This window comes from Niallia taxi, assembly GCF_004005475.1.
GTDB classification, from domain to species: domain Bacteria; phylum Bacillota; class Bacilli; order Bacillales; family Cytobacillaceae; genus Niallia; species Niallia taxi.
In genome coordinates this window covers 604,860-621,765 of sequence record NZ_RZTZ01000002.1, presented here as the reverse complement: position 1 = coordinate 621,765, position 16,906 = coordinate 604,860, and the positions used below count along the sequence as shown (strand labels likewise).

Genomic DNA, 16,906 nt, shown 5'->3' with positions numbered 1-16,906 from the left:
ATAGGGGAACGATTTTTTTATTTACGTTTAATCATTTTTATGGCAAACTGTTTTTCCAGCTCTTTAAATAACTCATCCAGCTGGCGATAGGAATGATAGCCGCCTGGTCTTGATAGGATGTATAAAAGCCTCTCCAGACCGTTAAACGGCTTTATCTTAAGTTCTCGTGCGAATATACCATCTTTGATGTTAACAGGCATATCATTGGACCAATACAAGCATTCTAAAAACAACCGGATCCCTTTTTCCATAAGAACAACCGTACTCTTTTTATCCCTGCTTTTAACGGCTTCCTCCACTTCTGAGCTTATCCCTTTCCACAAGATAAAAACAGCAGAAACACATTCTTTTACATTTTCTCCTTGCCAAGGGAGCATTGTTTGATGACCATGATAAAAGGCTGCATCATGCATAAATGGACGCTCTGCCTGAAAGGTCTCAGCACAAATCACCTCTATTTTTTCGTCTTCTGACTGAAGGGATTGATGCTTCAACTCATTAGGTATATCAAGGAGAATCGGGTTCGTCATACAAGAACACCGGCTTTTTTCATTCGCTTTTTGCCTTCTCTGCACTCTGTTAGAAGTGGGCATACCTCACATTGCGGGTTTTGAGCTTTACAATGATATCTTCCAAAAAATATCATTCGATGATGTGTAACAGACCATTCCTCTTCTGGCACTTTTTTCATTAATGCTTTCTCCACCTCAAGCACAGAATCCTTCCAACGACAAAAGCCTAATCGTTTGCTAACTCTTTCCACATGGGTGTCAACAGCAATCGCCGGAATATTATAGGCAACAGATACAACAACATTAGCTGTTTTTCTGCCAACTCCGGGAAGATTAATCAATTCATCTCTATCCTTTGGAACCTCGCCATTGTATGTTTCTAAAAGCATTTGACACAGCTTTTGAATATTCTTTGCCTTATTTCGATATAAACCAATAGAACGAATATCATCTTGCAATTCTTCTAATGGCACACTTAAATAGTCCTCTGGTGTTTTATATTTTTGAAATAGGTCTTTTGTTACTTTATTTACTAAAACGTCAGTGCACTGGGCGGATAAAGCAACCGCGATTACTAGTTCAAATGGGTTTGCATGCACAAGCTCACAATGTGCTTCAGGAAACATTTCACCCATTACATCAAGACAATGTCTAATCTGATCTTTTTTCAGCATTTTCTTCAGCCCTTTTTGCTAGTTTTCCCAAAGAAGCAGCTCTTTGGCTATATATAATCACTATTCGTTTTCCTTATAAAAAAGCAGAGACTGCCGTTCCCTTCTCCTTATACCACATTAGGAAAAGAGAGTTCCAACAGCCTCCTTTTGCTTTTTTATTGCTCCAGCCAATTATAAAATTGAACGGATTTTGTTTTTGGTGCCTCTGGCTCTTGCTCCTTATTACTTGATTGATAGGAACGGAATTTCTTTCCATGGTTCTGCGCCTGTTGGAGTGTTTTAATTCCATTCTTTTTCCATTCAAATAATATCCTGTCAATATAGCGAAAGTTCAGCTTTCCAGAGATAACTGCCTCTTTTAAGGCCGCTTTAATGATGACCGTATCATGATGGTCATCGTCAAGCCACATACCTAATGTCTCTATTTCAAATGGAGACAGCGGTCTGCCAAATTCCTGTTCAAAGCATGTATATAAATCCGTTTCTTTCTTATGGTCGACTTCCACTTCTTCTTTTTTGTCTGCCGCTATATATTGATCAATTAATTTTTCCCATAGTGGCTCAATAGAATATCGTTCAAAGCGGATGCCAAACTCATTAACACCGTCAATGATCGTAATATAGCCTCGACGAATAAGCTGACTTAACATTTCATGGCATTCAACTGAGTCTATCGACATATTTGCGGCAATTTCGGAAGGGGTAGGAAATTCCTTGCCTTTGTCCAAAAAAGCCAGAACCTGAAGCAAAAGAACTAGTTCCTTTTCATTAAGTTTAAGTGTGTGATAATGGGTTAGAAGTGTGGTTGGAATATGGATGTTTCCTTCTTGAAGCCATTTTAACATTACTGATTTATTCATTTTAACACCTCTAATCTAGTATACCAAATTCATTAGATTGCTTGTATCATGGATTCACAGGCAATTGAAGGAAATATTTTGGATGCTGCTTCCTAATAACAGACAAAAAGGAAAGGGAGAATGCATATATCTTAAAGATTCAATAGATGCATTCTGCCCTTATCTGTTTTTTATATTATGGATACAAACGGTTCAGCAATCTTGGGAATGGAATTGTTTCTCTAACATGCTCCACACCGCTAATCCAAGCAACTGTTCTTTCCAAGCCTAATCCAAAGCCTGAATGTGGAACAGAGCCATATTTACGAAGCTCTAAGTACCATTTATATGTTTCTGCATCCAATTGATGCTCCTGTACACGCTGTTCAAGCAAGTCCATGTCGTGAATACGTTCTGAACCGCCGATAATTTCTCCATAGCCTTCTGGTGCAATCAAGTCAGCACACAAAACAACATCATCCCTGTTCGGGTCTGGCTGCATATAGAATGGCTTTAATGAAGTTGGGTAATGTGTGATGAACACAGGCTTATCGTATGTTTCTGCAATTGCTGTTTCATGTGGAGCCCCAAAATCATCTCCCCATTGAATATCATCAAAGCCTTTTTCATGAAGCAAGCTAATAGCATCATCATAGCTGATACGCGGGAATGGTGCTTTAATTTGCTCAAGCTTTGACAAATCTCTTCCTAATGTTTTTAATTCAAGCTGGCAGTTTGCTAAAACGGATTGAACAATAAAGGAAACATACTCTTCTTGAACGACAAGATTATCCTCAAATTCATAGAAAGCCATTTCCGGTTCAATCATCCAGAACTCAATCAAGTGACGGCGAGTTTTCGATTTTTCCGCACGGAATGTCGGACCAAAGGAGAAAACCTTTCCTAGTGCCATTGCAGCAGCTTCCATATAAAGCTGTCCGCTTTGAGACAAGTAAGCATCCTCATCAAAATACTTCGTTGCAAATAGCTCTGTTGTTCCTTCAGGTGCACTGCCTGTTAAAATTGGCGGATCCACCTTCGCAAAACCATTTTCATTAAAGAACTGATATGTCGCACGGATGATTTCATTTCTAATCTTCATAACCGCATGCTGGCGTTTAGAACGAAGCCACAAATGACGGTTATCCATCAAAAATTCTGTTCCGTGCTCTTTTGGTGTGATTGGATAGTCGACAGATGCATGGATCACTTCAACTCCAGATACAAGAAGCTCGTATCCGAATGGCGAACGCTCGTCCGTTTGTACCTTTCCAGTCACATAAACGGAAGATTCCTGTGTTACAGATTTAGCTGCTTGGAAAACTTCTTCTGGTACATCACTTTTTACGACTACACCTTGTACAAATCCAGTACCGTCACGCAGCTGTAAAAACGCGATTTTTCCACTTGAACGTTTATTGGCAATCCAAGCGCCGATTTTTACTTCTTTATCAACATGTTTAGGTAATTCAGCTATAGTTGATTTAATCACAATATACTCCTCCAAAACCGATAAAATCAAAATTTTATATGTAATAGCAAAGCCTTTAGGCAGACCTTTTGTAAAAGAAAAAAGTAAATAATCCATTCTTTCCCTTTAAGGCAGTATTGCTAAAAAAGCAATATTTTTTGCAGATATAAAGTCTTTTTTCTACATAATTTTACTTGCTATCTATCATTACATTATACCCTTCTTAAGTTTCACAATCAACATAATCGCTAACAGGAGCGCATTTTGAGAAAATTCTGTTCTTAAATAAAAAAACGGCAAGACTCAGCTTGCCGTTTTTTCGTATTATACTGTTTCTTTTGCTGCTTTGCTTTCGACAAAATGATGGATTCTGTCGACCGCTTTTTCAAGCAGCTCCAAGCTTGTTGCATAAGATAAGCGAATATAATTGTCCGCACCGAAACCAGAGCCAGGAATAACAGCTACAAGCGCTTCTTCCAGCAGGGCACTTACAAATTCATCTGTATCTGTGTAGCCTGTCAATTTCACAGCCTTCTCCACATTCGGGAATAAATAGAAAGCTCCTTTTGGCTTAAGGCAAGTAACACCAGGAATATCATTTAATTTCTGATGAATGATATCCAGTCTTTGACTGAATGCGTCCTTCATTTCCTCAACAGAATCCTGTGGTCCCTCATATGCCTCAATTGTTGCATACTGGGAAGGTGTTGTCGGGTTGGAAGTGCTATGGCTTGCAAGGTTCGTCATTGCAGATATAATTGCTTTGTTTCCTGCAGCATAGCCGATACGCCAACCTGTCATGCTGTGTGATTTAGACACACCGTTTATAACGATTGTAGCTTCTTTTAACTCTGGTGAAAGAGAAGCAATGGAAACATGCTCGTTTTCACCATAGACTAACTTTTCATATATTTCATCTGAAATGATCAGAACATTATGCTCAAGACAAATTTCTCCAAGTGCAAGCAATTCTTCTTTCGTATAAATCATACCTGTCGGATTGCTTGGTGAATTAATGATAACTGCTTTTGTTTTTGCAGTAATTGCTGATTTTAGTTGGTCAGGCGTAATTTTGAACTCATTCTCTTCTAGCCCATCCACATATACTGGCACACCATCAGCAAGCTTTACTTGCTCCGGATAGCTCACCCAGTAAGGAATAGGAATGATGACTTCATCTCCCTCATCCAACAGCACTTGGAATAAAGTATACAAACCGTGCTTAGCACCATTTGTAACAATGATTTGATTAGGTTCATAGGCAAGACCCTGATCTCTTTGAAGCTTATTGATAATCGCCTTTTTCAATAGTGGCAGACCTGCTGCCGGCGTATACTTAGTATGACCTTCATTCATGCTTTTTACAGCAGCATCAATGATATTTTGAGGAGTATTAAAATCTGGTTCGCCTGCCCCCAGACCGATTACATCATGCCCCTCTTCTTTCAAGGATTTTGCTTTTGCTGTAATCGCAAGAGTTGTTGATGGTGTTAAAGCATTTACTCTTTTTGCTAATTGAACATTCATTGTTTTTCTCCTCCAAATATCCATTCTCCGAAAAATTAGACTTATTCCAGCGAGACTCTGACAAGGAAGCAGAGTCGGTCAGGATGATTAAATTATAGATGCTTGAGTTAGCATCTGTCTAAATATTTTCAATATTTCTAAGTAATTCTCCTGTTTCAAAGTCAAAATAAAAATAATTTATCAAATCATCATCGGTATGTGCGTATACTTCCCAAACCGGAATACCCTCAAGCATGCCTAGTCGGACAGTATCAATTTTTTTTAGTTCCCTCTCCGATGATATTTTATTAATAACCGCTTGTTTTGTCAGCCCATCTTTTTTGTTTTCAACAGTAATGCCATGGGTCTTCTCTTCAATCCAAACAATTACATCTTCTTTATCCTTGTTTTTCCCCTCTACAACATAGTAGCTATCATTACCGTTATAAAGCGAAAATTTATCAATACTCACAACCCCAGCTTCTTCTTTTGCGATTTTTTCTGCGGTCTCCTCTGCCTTTGATACAGGCTTATATGCTGTTACATATGTATAGACGACAATGCCCAGTATAATCACGACAAGCCCAGCACAAGACCAAATCCACTTTTTCATTTCATCACTTCTTTATATATGTTTTTTTTAGTTACTAAGGATTAGATGATAACCTCTTAACTAATCCTTAGTTCGTCTATTATTTTAACACAAGACGAAAAGCATTAAATCCATTCCTTAATAAAAAATTCAATATCATCGAGTTTCTTTCTAATCAACGGCACATGTGGAATTGATTTCAAAAACGTCTCCCCATAAGTTGTTGTCAATATCCTTCTATCAAGTATCACGATGAACCCTTTATCTGTTTCAGTCCGAATCAGTCTGCCGAAGCCTTGCTTGAATCGAAGTACTGCTTCTGGCAAGCTGTTTTCAAGAAACGGATTGCCTCCCAAAGTTTTGATACGTTCGTTTTTGGCTTCATTCAAAGGCTCATCAGGTGAAGAAAATGGCAGCCTAACAATAATTAAACACGTCAAATCTTCTCCCGGAATGTCAATACCCTCCCAAAAGCTGTTCGTTCCAAGAAGGATGGCTTTATCGTAGCGCTGAAAATTTCTAGTCAGCCTCATCCTGCTTCCAGTCGTGATGCCTTGAGCAAGAATAGCATAATCAAGAAGGCTTCCTTTTTCTTTTATAAGCTCATATGTTTTCTTCAGCATTTCATTGGATGTGAACAAAATCAACATACGTCCGCTCGTGGCCTGAGCGATTGTCACAATATGTCCTGTTACCGCCTCTATATACTCACCAAGCGGCACATTATTAATCTCCGGCACTTCATCTGGCACTATCAGTCTGACCTGCTTATCATATTGAAACGGAGAAGGAATCTGTTTTTCTACATGGTTTGTTTCAGCAAGCCCTAATGCCTTTACATAATAATCAAAGCTGTTATTTACAGTTAATGTTGCAGACGCGAACACAACACTTTTCTTTTTTGCGAACAAATGCGTTAAAAGCAGCTCTGAAACGGAATGGGGCTGAGCATAAAGAACTGCTTGATGGGGAAAGCTTTTCCAATCAACCTCAAGCCATGTTATATTTTCTTCCTCTCGAAGAAAAATCTGGCGCAGTGTCAGCATGTATTTATCCCATTCCTCAAGGATTCCTTTTATTCTATCCGCTGCCAACACTTGATTCATGGGAAGTGCGGATATATCGGTTTTTCCATAAAAGGCTTCAAGTGATTGTAAAAGCGCGTTTTTGCAGTCCTTCAGTAAAAAAATAAATCGCTCTGCGACAATTTCCATTTGATTCCATTGAATAGACCCGTCTCTTTTAATTCGAATGCTTGCTTTATTTGAAGACTTATTTGCAGTCCTTTTAACATATCTTAATATTGTTCTAAACAGCTCATCAAGCTCCAATAAGAGATCTGCTAGCAGTCTGTTTAGCTTGTTTTTTTCATCATGAACCTCATCAAAATTGGAGAGCAGTTTATAAAGCAGCTGTTTCTGCTCGTATGTTCCAATAGCTTGGAAGCTAAGCTTTGCGCCGACATAGGAAAACTGGTGCCCAAAATGCTTTATGGCATTTTTCTCAAAATGATGTCCTTCATCAATAATCGCATATTCATAATTAGGCAGAAGACCCTTGTCTGCTGTAAGATTATTAAGCATTAAAGCATGATTAGTGATGATAATATCAGCCTTTTGTGCCGCATTTCTTGTACGTCGGTAAAAATCCTTTGGCACCCATTCTTTAGAAAAAGGCAAGGAAAAGTTGCCGTTATTTTTTATTTTATGCCAAAACTTAAGGCCCCCGCTCGACAGATTCAATTCATCCTTATCACCTGTCTGCGTTTCTGTCAGCCAGATTAAAATTTGCATTTTCGTTAAAACGATATCATAGTTATCATCCTGTTCCTTAAGAGAAACCTCAAACTTATCTAAGCTGATATAGTGGTTTCTTCCCTTCAGCACAGTGGACATGATAGGAAATGGAATAATGCTCTCAAGGATTGGTAAATCCTTGTGAGTAAGCTGTTCCTGCAGCTGTGTTGTGAAGGTGCTGACGACAATCTGCTTCTTTTCCTTTTTGGCAAAATAGGCAGCTCCAAGCAAATAAGCCAATGATTTGCCAATACCCGTTCCAGCCTCGATTAGCCCATGAATGTTTCCATTAAAACACTTGAGCACGTCTTGAATCATCTCCTGCTGACCAGCTCTTGTAACATAGTTCGGCAACACTTGCCTCATTCTATCCTCAATGTCTTTTTCGTTAAACTCTATGTAATCCTGCAGATTCTTTTTTGCAGCTTTTCCCGTGTCTTCCAGTTTAAGCGCCAATCCTCTGTATATCTCCAGCCCTTCACGCATAAAAGAATTCGTTTTCTGCTGTTTGATGGCTATTTGATCCAGAAGCTGGTCCAAATCGCTTTTTAATGCACCGCTCAAGCTTTCTAATTGCCTAATTGTTTGCAAAGGCAGTTCTTCTAATTTATTTAGCATAATAAGCAACAGCTCTGCTGTTACATACGCATCACTATCAGCCTGATGTGGACGGTCATGCTCGATGTTTTCCTGAATTGCCAAATCTGTCAGCTTGTAGCTGTCCGCAGTAGGAAACAAAATTCTAGCCATTTCCACCGTGTCAATTATCGGTCCATAAAACCCTTCAAAACCGGCCTGCTCCAATTCATCTGACAAGAATGACAGATCAAACATTACATTATGTGCAACAAAGTAGGCATCCTTAAGTAAGGACTGCACCTTTTCTGCAATTTCATCAAATAATGGCGCCGACTCCACCATCTCATCATTTATGCCAGTCAGTTCCTCTATAAAGGGAGAAATTGGCTGCAGAGGATTCAACAGGGAGGAATACTCCTCTACTATTTTCCCATCCTCAATCACGACTGCCGCGAACTGAATGATGCGATCTCCTTTTTTTGGTGAATTCCCGTTTGTTTCCAAATCGACCACCACATATTTATTCCCCATTACATCCACCTCTAACTTTCAGTCATTCAAACGGTATCATAAAATAGAGAAAAGGAAAAGAAATTACTGCATATTTATTGTCCAATAATACCTTTAAAAGTGTTCTTCAACCGAATTGCTCTGCCTGCATTTCCACTGAAATGCTAAAACTTGCAGCAAAAAGGCTTTTTGTTCCTCTTCTCACGCATTAATAGCTTTTACAAATGCGCAGAATTATAACAAAAAGCCTGTTCATTTTAACTTTACAGAATTGTCTTTTCTGGTTCCTGGCTCAGCAGTTCTGCAATCCGATTGTTTTCTCCCATAATGGCAACCTTTGGTTTATGAAGTTGTGCTTCTTCATTCGTCATAACTGCATAGGAAATGATGATAACTGTATCACCAACCTGCACTAGTCTTGCCGCTGCACCATTTAGACAGATTGTTCCACTGCCCCTTTTTCCTGGAATAATATATGTTTCCAGGCGAGCGCCGTTATTATTGTTAACAATCTGTACCTTTTCATTTGGAAGCATATCCACTGCATCCAAAATGTCCTCATCAATTGTAATACTGCCAACATAATTCAAATTTGCTTCTGTCACTTTTGCTCGATGGATTTTCCCATTCATCATTGTTCGGAACATGTGCTTGCTCCTTTTCCAATAACCATTTCATGTAAATCAAAAATGATATTATCAATTAATCTGGCGTTAGTAAAGCGGACAGCAACTGCAATTATAAGCGTGCCTTCCCAATGGATCGGTTCTTGTAGCTCAGGATATGTCAAAATTTCCAGATAATCAACTTTACCGCTCGTAATTGTCTCCAACCTTTTTCTTAACGAATCCGTAATAGCCCTGATATCATGATTACCCTTTATCAGTTCTTCTCTTGCCATGGATAGTGTTTGATAGAGAATGCCTGCTTCTTGCCTTTCCTCAGGGGATAGCTTCACATTTCTTGAGCTCTTCGCAAGTCCATCCTCTTCCCTGACCGTTTGAACGGCATGAAGGGTAATTGGAAAATGAAAATCCTTTATTAATCCATCAACAACAGCAACTTGCTGTGCATCTTTTTTTCCAAAGTAAACATTATCGGGCTGAACTAGATGGAACAGCTTTGTTAGTACTGTGGCAACACCGTCAAAATGGCCTGGTCTTGTTCTGCCACATAATACATCTGCTCTTTTCTGAACATGCACTGTGACAGAAGGTGTGCTTGGATACATTTCTTCTGTTGATGGCATAAACAAATAGTCGACACCCTCATTCTTTGCTGTAAGCTTATCCTGCTCTATATCTCTTGGATAGGATTCCAAGTCTTCATTTGGACCAAATTGAAGCGGATTGACAAACACACTTAAAATCAGAATATCATTTTCTTTTCTTGCTTCCTTTAATAAAGCACGATGACCTTCATGTAAGTATCCCATCGTTGGTACGAAGCCGATTGTTTTTTGCTGCTTCAAGCTTAATGTCAATTCCTGCAGTTCTGCCTTCGTTGTGATAATTTTCATCGTTTCCCTCCATATAAACCATCCAATACACTTTCATTCATCGTGTAGCTGTGCTTTACTTCCGGAAATGTGCCCGTTTTTACTTCTTGCACATAATTTATAAGGGCCTGTGCAATCGGCTCATCTATATTAGTGTATTGCTTAACAAATTTCGCAACCCTATCGACACCATATGTGAGCATGTCATGATAGACAAGAACCTGACCGTCTGTGTCGGAACCTGCTCCAATGCCAATAGTAGGAATATTAATCGCCTTTGCTGCTTCCCTTGCAAGCTGCATGGGAATACATTCTAAAACAACCGAAAATGCTCCTGCTTCTTCACATTTCTTCACATTTTCGAGCAACTCTAGTGCGTCTTCCCTGCTTTTCCCTTGTACTTTATAGCCCCCTAATACACCGACAGACTGGGGCGTTAAGCCAAGATGTGCCATCACTGGAATTCCTGCATTTGTTAGCAATCGAATTTTATCAAAAACATCATTTGCGCCTTCCAGTTTAACAGCATTTGCTCCTGTTTCCTGAATAAGCCTTGCTGCATTTAGTAAAGTGTCTCTATCTGAAAGATGATAGCTCATGAAAGGCATGTCAATGACGATGAAGCTATTCTTCGCTCCGCGTCTGACCGCTTTTCCATGATGAATCATATCCTCCATCGTCACATTAATAGTAGACTCATAGCCGAGCACTACCATTCCAAGAGAGTCACCGACAAGCAGCATATCAGCACCTGCAAGTTCTGCTTGTTTGGCAGACGGATAATCATAAGCGGTCACCATACTAATTTTCTCTGCATTTTTCATCTTGATGAAATCACTTGTTGTTTTCAATTCTTTTTCCTCCTTTGATCGGAAGAGGGGAATCGTAAAAAAAAGCAAAAAAATCCCTCTAAAAAAATAGAAGGATACTGTTACTTGTTTATTGTTTATCCCTCTGTCCTTGTCCTTATTTGTTTGGATCTAGGCAGATACATCCTTATCATATCTTACTTTATTGCATGCATTTTTGGTGCGGTTCTTATGATACCGCCCAGCAATAGCATTATAGCAGACAACTAAATGTCTTACTACTAAAAACATTAAGATTCAATCAGTATGTCCGCTGAATAGATGTGATGGACTTTGCCATTATCATCTTCTAGAAGCAGGACTCCTTCATCTGTTATCCCTTTAGCAATCCCCGTAAAGCTGCCATTCAAGGTCGTCGCCTTTACTCGTTTGCCGATACTGACTGCATAGCTTTCCCAAAGAAGCTTTATCGGATAAAATCCGTTTTCTAAGTACAGGCTGTACAGCTTCTCAAGCTCAAGCAGTATGCTTTGGACAATTGTTGCCCTGTCCCATTCCTTCCCTGTTTCAATGAACAGCGACGAAGCTGTGTTACGGAGCTCTTCTGGATAATCCTCTAATTCAAGATTAACATTAATGCCAATTCCAATAATCAAGGAATGTATGCGGTCACTGTCAGCTTGAAGCTCTGTTAAAATCCCACTGATTTTCTTTCCATTCAGGAGCAAATCATTCGGCCATTTTATACCAGGCTCACACCCAGTTGCCTGCTCTATTCCCTTAACTGCAGCGACAGCCATCAATAGTGTCAGCTGGGGCGTTTGCATAATCGGAATGCGAGGGCGCAAAATAATGCTCATCCATATACCCTTATATTTTGGGGAATGCCAAGATCGCTCTAATCTCCCTCTTCCGCCAAGCTGTTCCTCTGCAATGACAATCGTACCTTCCGCAGCTCCATCATAAGCGAGTCTTTGGGCAATTCGTTGGGTGGAATCGACTGTTTCCTCGTAATGGATACTTCTTCCTAATTGTTTTGTTTCTAAACCTAATCTAATTTCATCTGGTATTATTTTATGAGGTACCTCAACAATTCGATAGCCCTTTTTCCTTACTGCTTCGAGCACAAAACCATCCTTGCGCAATTCCTCTATATGTTTCCATATAGCTGTTCTTGAACACCTTAGAACCTCGGCTAGCTCTTGGCCAGATATATATTCATTCGGCCTGTCAGCGAAGGCCTGTAACAGCTTTGTTCTTAAATCATTTCCCACTGCTTAAGCCACTCCTTTATAGCCTGTTTATCATTTGTAAGCTTCTTTTCCACAACAGCATTTTCAATAGCAGCAATCGTTTCTTTCATCCATGGACCAGCAGGCTTTATGCTCCACTCTAAAAGGTCACGTCCTGTTACCTGCAGCTCGTCCCTTCCTTTAATCGGAAGTGCTGCAAAGCCATCCCTTACACTGACAATATCCTGCTGTTTTGCCGTTATAACGCTAAATACCTTTTCTGCGCTTATTGCAATATTTAAGCCAGAATGATATAAATACAAGCGTGTCCAGCACCCTTTATTCTTTCGTTCCAACACGCTTTTGATAATATGTTGGACTGTTTTAATCCGCTTTACAGGAAGCTTCCATTTACGCAGAAAAGCATCTGCTTCTTTTGCTGAAACATTACAAGCAATCAAAAGGGCAGACCACATTTCTTCTATATTTAAGTTCTCCAAAGAAAAGGATGCCATATGCATCAACCCGTCTCTATGGGATGTCAGCATTGGCAGATGTTCGAAAATTTTCAATTGAACCATCAGCAAAATTGCTTCATCCCTTGCTTTTCCAAGCAATAATTTTTCAAATTCTGCTGTTATTCTTTCCACTGCAATCTTTTCTAGGAGATGTCTATTGCCCTCAATGGCAATTCTCGTTTTGTCTTCTAGCTTAAATCCGAGTGTGCTGACAAATCGAATCGCACGCATCATACGTAGTGCATCTTCTGTAAACCGCTCATCAGCAGATCCTACCGTTTCAATCATTTTATTCGCAAGAGCTGTTTTTCCGTCAAAATAATCAATGATTGTACCATTTTTATCCATGGCTAAGCTGTTCATCGTAAAGTCTCTTCTTTGCAAATCTTCACGAAGATTGCGGACGAATTCTACATCCTTTGGTCGCCTGAAATCTTCATATTCGCTTTCCGTTCGAAAGGTAGTTACTTCATATGTCTCATTCTCATGTATGACCATAACCGTACCATGCTCTATCCCGATATCAACGGTTGTGTGAAAGATATTCTTCACTTCAGCTGGGGTTGCAGATGTCGCTATATCAATATCATGAATAGGTTTTTTCAGCAAATAGTCTCTTACCGCACCGCCGACAAAATAGGCAGTAAAGCCTGCATTTTCTATTGCCTCAATTATCGGGGTGGCAGAAAGAAATGGCTGTTTCATATGTATTCTCCTGAGAGAATTAATTCCTCATATATCTTCTCATACTGACTGACAATCGTTTCACCACGGAAATGATCTCTCACTCTTATCACTGAGTTAGCAGCAAACTGTCTATGCTTTTGCTCGTCAAGGAGAAGGGCTGCTGACTTTTCCGCTATTTCATCGATATTGCCAAGCTCGCAAATCACACCTGTTTCACCATCAACAATTACCTCAGGAATACCTCCAACATTTGTGCCGACACAAGGTACACCACAAGCCATCGCTTCAAGTGCAACAAGACCAAAGCTTTCCTTTTCTGATAGAAGCAGCATCAAATCACTTATACTGTATAGCTCCTCCAGGTTTTCCTGCTTTCCTAAAAAGCGAACCTGCCCTTTTAAGCCGAGCTCGTCAACAAGCTTGCATACATTTGACATTTCAGGACCATCCCCAACTAACAGAAGTGTTGCAGACATCTTTTCAGCTATACCTTTAAATGCCTTCACAACATCTGTAACACGCTTTACCGGACGGAAATTAGAGACATGAATGATGACTTTATCGTCTGGATGGATGGCAAATTCCTTTTTTAAATGAGAGGAATCCACCTTGCGATATACACGTTCATCAATAAAGTTATAGACTGTTTTAATGTCTTTTTTCGGACCAATTACATCATATGATTGGTTCACAAGAGATTCCGACACTGCTGTCACAACATCCGACTTCTCAATGCCAAAACGAATGCTGTCTGCAAGTGATGAATCATAGCCTAAAACAGTGATATCTGTTCCATGCAGTGTAGTCACAATCTTAACATCTCTTCCGCTCATTTGCTTTGCCAAAATGGCACAAACAGCATGCGGAATCGCATAGTGAACATGCAGGAGATCGAGCTCCTCTCTGTTTATCACTTCAGCCATTTTACTGCTTAAGGCAATATCATATGGCGGGTATTGAAAAACAGAATATTGACTGACTTCTACTTGATGAAAAAATATGTTATGGTACATTTTGTTCAGACGGAAAGGCATACTTGATGAAATAAAATGTATTTCATGTCCTTTTTCAGCAAGCAGCTTTCCTAATTCTGTCGCGACGACGCCAGATCCCCCAACAGTCGGGTAACAAGTTATTCCTATCTTCAGCTTTTTCATAAACTACCACCCAATAAATCATTATGTATAACTATAGGCTTCTTTGTTTTAAAGCCTTCCGCATAGAATGTTCCGACTTCTTTCCCAAAAAGTCGTTCCCTCGCTTCAACGGTTTCAATATAGCCGTTGACAAGCGGTGTATCCACACTACCTGCTGTTTTTATAAATTGACTTGCATAACAGTTTAAGCTTTGTTTTTTTGCTTCCATATATTCGCTAACATCAATCACAAAATCAGGCTTATGGAACCCATTTATCATATAAAAATACAGACTGCTTACACGATGGGCCTCCGTGTCTTTTACCATAAAGTTGCGAACACCTGCCGAAAATACTGCCTCTTCAATTAGTTTCGAACTGTTACCATGATCAGGATGGCGATCCTCCCAATATGGAGCGAAAACGATTTTCGGCTTAACTGTTCTTATAACCTCCACAATGCTTGCAATATTATCGTCTACATTCCAAAGGCCTCTGTCTTTGATGTCGAGAGTAAAACGCGCCTTAATGCCAAGTAGCTTTGCGGCGGCGAGCGCCTCTTTCTGTCTGATTTCAACTGTCCCATTGGAGGAAAGCTCACTATGTGTTAAATCACATATAACAATGTTTTTGCCTGCTGCTGCATATTTGGCAAGGGTTGCACCCATGCCGATCTCTACATCGTCAGCATGGGCGCCAATTGCCAATATATCTACATCTTGTATATTAAATCTCTGTAACTCTGTCTGTATTTCCATGTACAATGTTTCTCCAATCTATATCCCCTTGTTCCAGACCTCTTATCAGCACTTCTCCTGTTCCCATATTTGTAGCCAATGGAACAGAGTAAACATCACATAAGCGGAGAAGTGCCGTTACATCTGGCTCATGAGGCTGTGCAGTTAACGGATCGCGAAAGAAAAAGACCATGTCCATATTATTGTTGGCAATATATGCACCTATTTCCTGGTCTCCTCCTAATGGCCCTGAACAAAAGCGATGTACATCCAATCCAGTTGCCTCTTGTATCTTTGTACCAGTAGTACCTGTCGCAAACAAGGAATGCTTTTCAAAAATCTTTTTATAAGCAACAACAAAACGAATCATATCATCTTTCTTCTTATCATGAGCTATTAATGCAATATTCATTAATTACACCTCTACTCCATTATATTTTCAAGACCATATATAAGCACATTTGCCTTTAGCACTTCATCAACAGCAAACCTAACACCAGACATAAACGAGGTACGGTTGTAGGAATCATGCTTCAATGTAAGTGTTTCACCGTCAGCACCGAACATTACCTGCTGATGGGCAATTAATCCTGGAAGTCTGACAGAGTGAATGCGCATTCCGTCAAAGTCTGCTCCTCTAGCACCTTGTATTGTTTCCTTCTCCTCTGGATGCCCTTGTTTCTTCGGCTTTCTTACTTCTGCAATTAATTCGGCCGTTTTAACAGCAGTTCCACTTGGTGCATCCAGCTTGCGGTCATGATGCAACTCGATAATTTCCACATCATCAAAATATTTAGCGGCAAGCTTAGAAAATTTCATCATCAGAACAGCGCCTAATGCGAAATTCGGTGCAATAATGCAGCCTCGATCCATCTCTTCGCATAACGCCTCAAGCTCTGCTAGGTTTTCATTCGTAAAGCCTGTTGTCCCAACGACCGGTCTAACTCCATATTGAAGAGCCGTTTTAGCATGGAACATCCCAAACTCTGGAGTAGTCAAATCAATCAATACATCTGGTTTAACTTCCTGCAGACATTTTTCGATATCTGTATAGATTGGTACATCATAAGCAGGTGATGTGAAATCATCTAGCTCATTTAATCTTTTCCCCTCATGCTTATAATCCAAAACGCCAACTAACTCGAAATGATCAGTACGTCCTGTCAGGTAAACCGCTTCCTTGCCCATTCTTCCTCTAGGTCCTGCAATGACAATTCTTACTTTTTCCACTATTCGTACGCTCCTTTATTGCTATTCTTCTATGTATTTTGTATTTATTATAAATAATCGTACTTAAGAACCTACTAGTCCTTTTTAGTCCAGCGGTCTTTATCTCTCGTGTTAAATTTATGCATCACTTTATTATGAGATTCTTCGAGATTGATGTTTAAGCTGTTTGCCAAGCAAATTAACACAAATAACATGTCACCAAGCTCGTCAGCAATTTCCTTTTCATTTTCAGAAGCTTTTTTTGGCTTTTCTCCATAATAATGATTTATTTCACGGGCCAGCTCTCCAAGCTCTTCAGTGAGCCTTGCCATCATGGCCAATGGGCTGAAATAGCCTTCTTTAAATTGTCCGATATAGTCATCCACTTCTTTTTGAAGCTCTTGCATTGTTTTCAAACCTTTTCACCTCAAAGCTGCATTATTCTTCCTATTCCCCTTCATGTTAGCTAACATTTTCTTTTTTTACAAATGTTTTTGATTATTATTTACGGGAAAAATACCTTTTATATGAAGCTATCAGCAATCGGGCTTTTTAGCAATAGGAGATTGCTCATATAACACCTATTCGATATAATGGATAG

General features: G+C 39.6%; 17 protein-coding genes. All 17 read right to left on the bottom strand.

What is annotated here, in order from left to right:
* Nucleotides 1-17 precede the first annotated feature (17 nt).
* The 17 genes from EM808_RS07965 to EM808_RS07885 all read right to left on the bottom strand — a co-directional run bounded on the left by EM808_RS07965 (nucleotide 18) and on the right by EM808_RS07885 (nucleotide 16,712).
* On the bottom strand, nucleotides 18-530 hold the full coding sequence (locus EM808_RS07965; protein WP_127737644.1) for a YpoC family protein: 513 nt from the start codon (nucleotides 528-530) through the stop codon (nucleotides 18-20).
* On the bottom strand, nucleotides 527-1,186 hold the full coding sequence (gene nth, locus EM808_RS07960) for an endonuclease III (protein ID WP_127737643.1): 660 nt from the start codon (nucleotides 1,184-1,186) through the stop codon (nucleotides 527-529). The genes EM808_RS07965 and nth overlap by 4 nt, the downstream gene beginning before the upstream one ends.
* 155 nt (nucleotides 1,187-1,341) lie before the next feature.
* Entirely contained in the window at nucleotides 1,342-2,046 is a 705-nt protein-coding gene (locus tag EM808_RS07955) for a DnaD domain-containing protein (protein WP_127737642.1), read from the bottom strand.
* A 175-nt stretch (nucleotides 2,047-2,221) separates the two neighbouring features.
* Nucleotides 2,222-3,514, bottom strand: a complete 1,293-nt coding sequence (gene asnS / locus EM808_RS07950; RefSeq protein ID WP_150908953.1) for an asparagine--tRNA ligase — start codon at nucleotides 3,512-3,514, stop codon at nucleotides 2,222-2,224.
* Between the two features lie 306 nt (nucleotides 3,515-3,820).
* Nucleotides 3,821-5,023 (bottom strand): pyridoxal phosphate-dependent aminotransferase, encoded by a 1,203-nt coding sequence (locus EM808_RS07945; protein WP_127737640.1) that lies wholly within the window; start codon nucleotides 5,021-5,023, stop codon nucleotides 3,821-3,823.
* 118 nt (nucleotides 5,024-5,141) lie between these two features.
* Nucleotides 5,142-5,615, bottom strand: coding sequence for a cell wall elongation regulator TseB-like domain-containing protein (locus EM808_RS07940; RefSeq protein WP_127737639.1), 474 nt, complete (start codon nucleotides 5,613-5,615; stop codon nucleotides 5,142-5,144).
* A 104-nt stretch (nucleotides 5,616-5,719) separates the two neighbouring features.
* Entirely contained in the window at nucleotides 5,720-8,500 is a 2,781-nt protein-coding gene (dinG, locus tag EM808_RS07935) for an ATP-dependent DNA helicase DinG (protein ID WP_127737638.1), read from the bottom strand.
* A gap of 242 nt (nucleotides 8,501-8,742) precedes the next feature.
* Nucleotides 8,743-9,126, bottom strand: a complete 384-nt coding sequence (panD, locus tag EM808_RS07930) for an aspartate 1-decarboxylase (RefSeq protein WP_127737637.1) — start codon at nucleotides 9,124-9,126, stop codon at nucleotides 8,743-8,745.
* Entirely contained in the window at nucleotides 9,111-9,998 is an 888-nt protein-coding gene (gene panC, locus EM808_RS07925; RefSeq protein ID WP_127737636.1) for a pantoate--beta-alanine ligase, read from the bottom strand. Before panC ends, panD begins: the two co-directional genes overlap by 16 nt.
* Nucleotides 9,995-10,828, bottom strand: coding sequence for a 3-methyl-2-oxobutanoate hydroxymethyltransferase (gene panB / locus EM808_RS07920; RefSeq protein ID WP_127737635.1), 834 nt, complete (start codon nucleotides 10,826-10,828; stop codon nucleotides 9,995-9,997). The genes panC and panB overlap by 4 nt, the downstream gene beginning before the upstream one ends.
* Before the next feature lie 248 nt (nucleotides 10,829-11,076).
* Nucleotides 11,077-12,060 (bottom strand): biotin--[acetyl-CoA-carboxylase] ligase, encoded by a 984-nt coding sequence (locus tag EM808_RS07915; RefSeq protein ID WP_127737634.1) that lies wholly within the window; start codon nucleotides 12,058-12,060, stop codon nucleotides 11,077-11,079.
* Nucleotides 12,045-13,241 (bottom strand): CCA tRNA nucleotidyltransferase, encoded by a 1,197-nt coding sequence (locus EM808_RS07910; RefSeq protein WP_127737633.1) that lies wholly within the window; start codon nucleotides 13,239-13,241, stop codon nucleotides 12,045-12,047. The genes EM808_RS07915 and EM808_RS07910 overlap by 16 nt, the downstream gene beginning before the upstream one ends.
* Nucleotides 13,238-14,380 carry an N-acetyl-alpha-D-glucosaminyl L-malate synthase BshA gene (gene bshA / locus EM808_RS07905; RefSeq protein ID WP_127737632.1) on the bottom strand — a complete coding sequence of 381 codons (1,143 nt, stop codon included), beginning with the start codon at nucleotides 14,378-14,380 and terminating at the stop codon, nucleotides 13,238-13,240. Before bshA ends, EM808_RS07910 begins: the two co-directional genes overlap by 4 nt.
* Complete coding sequence (gene bshB1 / locus EM808_RS07900) at nucleotides 14,377-15,117, bottom strand: bacillithiol biosynthesis deacetylase BshB1 (RefSeq protein WP_127737631.1); 741 nt, start codon at nucleotides 15,115-15,117, stop codon at nucleotides 14,377-14,379. Before bshB1 ends, bshA begins: the two co-directional genes overlap by 4 nt.
* A complete protein-coding gene (gene mgsA / locus EM808_RS07895; protein WP_127737630.1) occupies nucleotides 15,086-15,508 on the bottom strand; it encodes a methylglyoxal synthase in 423 nt (140 codons plus the stop codon). The genes bshB1 and mgsA overlap by 32 nt, the downstream gene beginning before the upstream one ends.
* An 11-nt stretch (nucleotides 15,509-15,519) precedes the next feature.
* Entirely contained in the window at nucleotides 15,520-16,326 is an 807-nt protein-coding gene (gene dapB, locus EM808_RS07890) for a 4-hydroxy-tetrahydrodipicolinate reductase (RefSeq protein ID WP_127737629.1), read from the bottom strand.
* 74 nt (nucleotides 16,327-16,400) lie between these two features.
* Nucleotides 16,401-16,712, bottom strand: coding sequence for a nucleotide pyrophosphohydrolase (locus EM808_RS07885; RefSeq protein ID WP_127737923.1), 312 nt, complete (start codon nucleotides 16,710-16,712; stop codon nucleotides 16,401-16,403).
* Between the last annotated feature and the right edge of the window lie 194 nt (nucleotides 16,713-16,906).

Coding starts and splice junctions, on each gene's coding strand:
- panC (WP_127737636.1), bottom strand. CDS start 9,998: ATGAAAATTATCACAACGAAGGCAGAACTGCAGGAATTGACATTAAGC.
- EM808_RS07885 (WP_127737923.1), bottom strand. CDS start 16,712: ATGCAAGAGCTTCAAAAAGAAGTGGATGACTATATCGGACAATTTAAA.
- nth (WP_127737643.1), bottom strand. CDS start 1,186: ATGCTGAAAAAAGATCAGATTAGACATTGTCTTGATGTAATGGGTGAA.
- EM808_RS07940 (WP_127737639.1), bottom strand. CDS start 5,615: ATGAAAAAGTGGATTTGGTCTTGTGCTGGGCTTGTCGTGATTATACTG.
- dinG (WP_127737638.1), bottom strand. CDS start 8,500: ATGGGGAATAAATATGTGGTGGTCGATTTGGAAACAAACGGGAATTCA.
- EM808_RS07955 (WP_127737642.1), bottom strand. CDS start 2,046: ATGAATAAATCAGTAATGTTAAAATGGCTTCAAGAAGGAAACATCCAT.
- panD (WP_127737637.1), bottom strand. CDS start 9,126: ATGTTCCGAACAATGATGAATGGGAAAATCCATCGAGCAAAAGTGACA.
- EM808_RS07965 (WP_127737644.1), bottom strand. CDS start 530: ATGACGAACCCGATTCTCCTTGATATACCTAATGAGTTGAAGCATCAA.
- EM808_RS07945 (WP_127737640.1), bottom strand. CDS start 5,023: ATGAATGTTCAATTAGCAAAAAGAGTAAATGCTTTAACACCATCAACA.
- bshB1 (WP_127737631.1), bottom strand. CDS start 15,117: ATGGAAATACAGACAGAGTTACAGAGATTTAATATACAAGATGTAGAT.
- bshA (WP_127737632.1), bottom strand. CDS start 14,380: ATGAAAAAGCTGAAGATAGGAATAACTTGTTACCCGACTGTTGGGGGA.
- EM808_RS07910 (WP_127737633.1), bottom strand. CDS start 13,241: ATGAAACAGCCATTTCTTTCTGCCACCCCGATAATTGAGGCAATAGAA.
- mgsA (WP_127737630.1), bottom strand. CDS start 15,508: ATGAATATTGCATTAATAGCTCATGATAAGAAGAAAGATGATATGATT.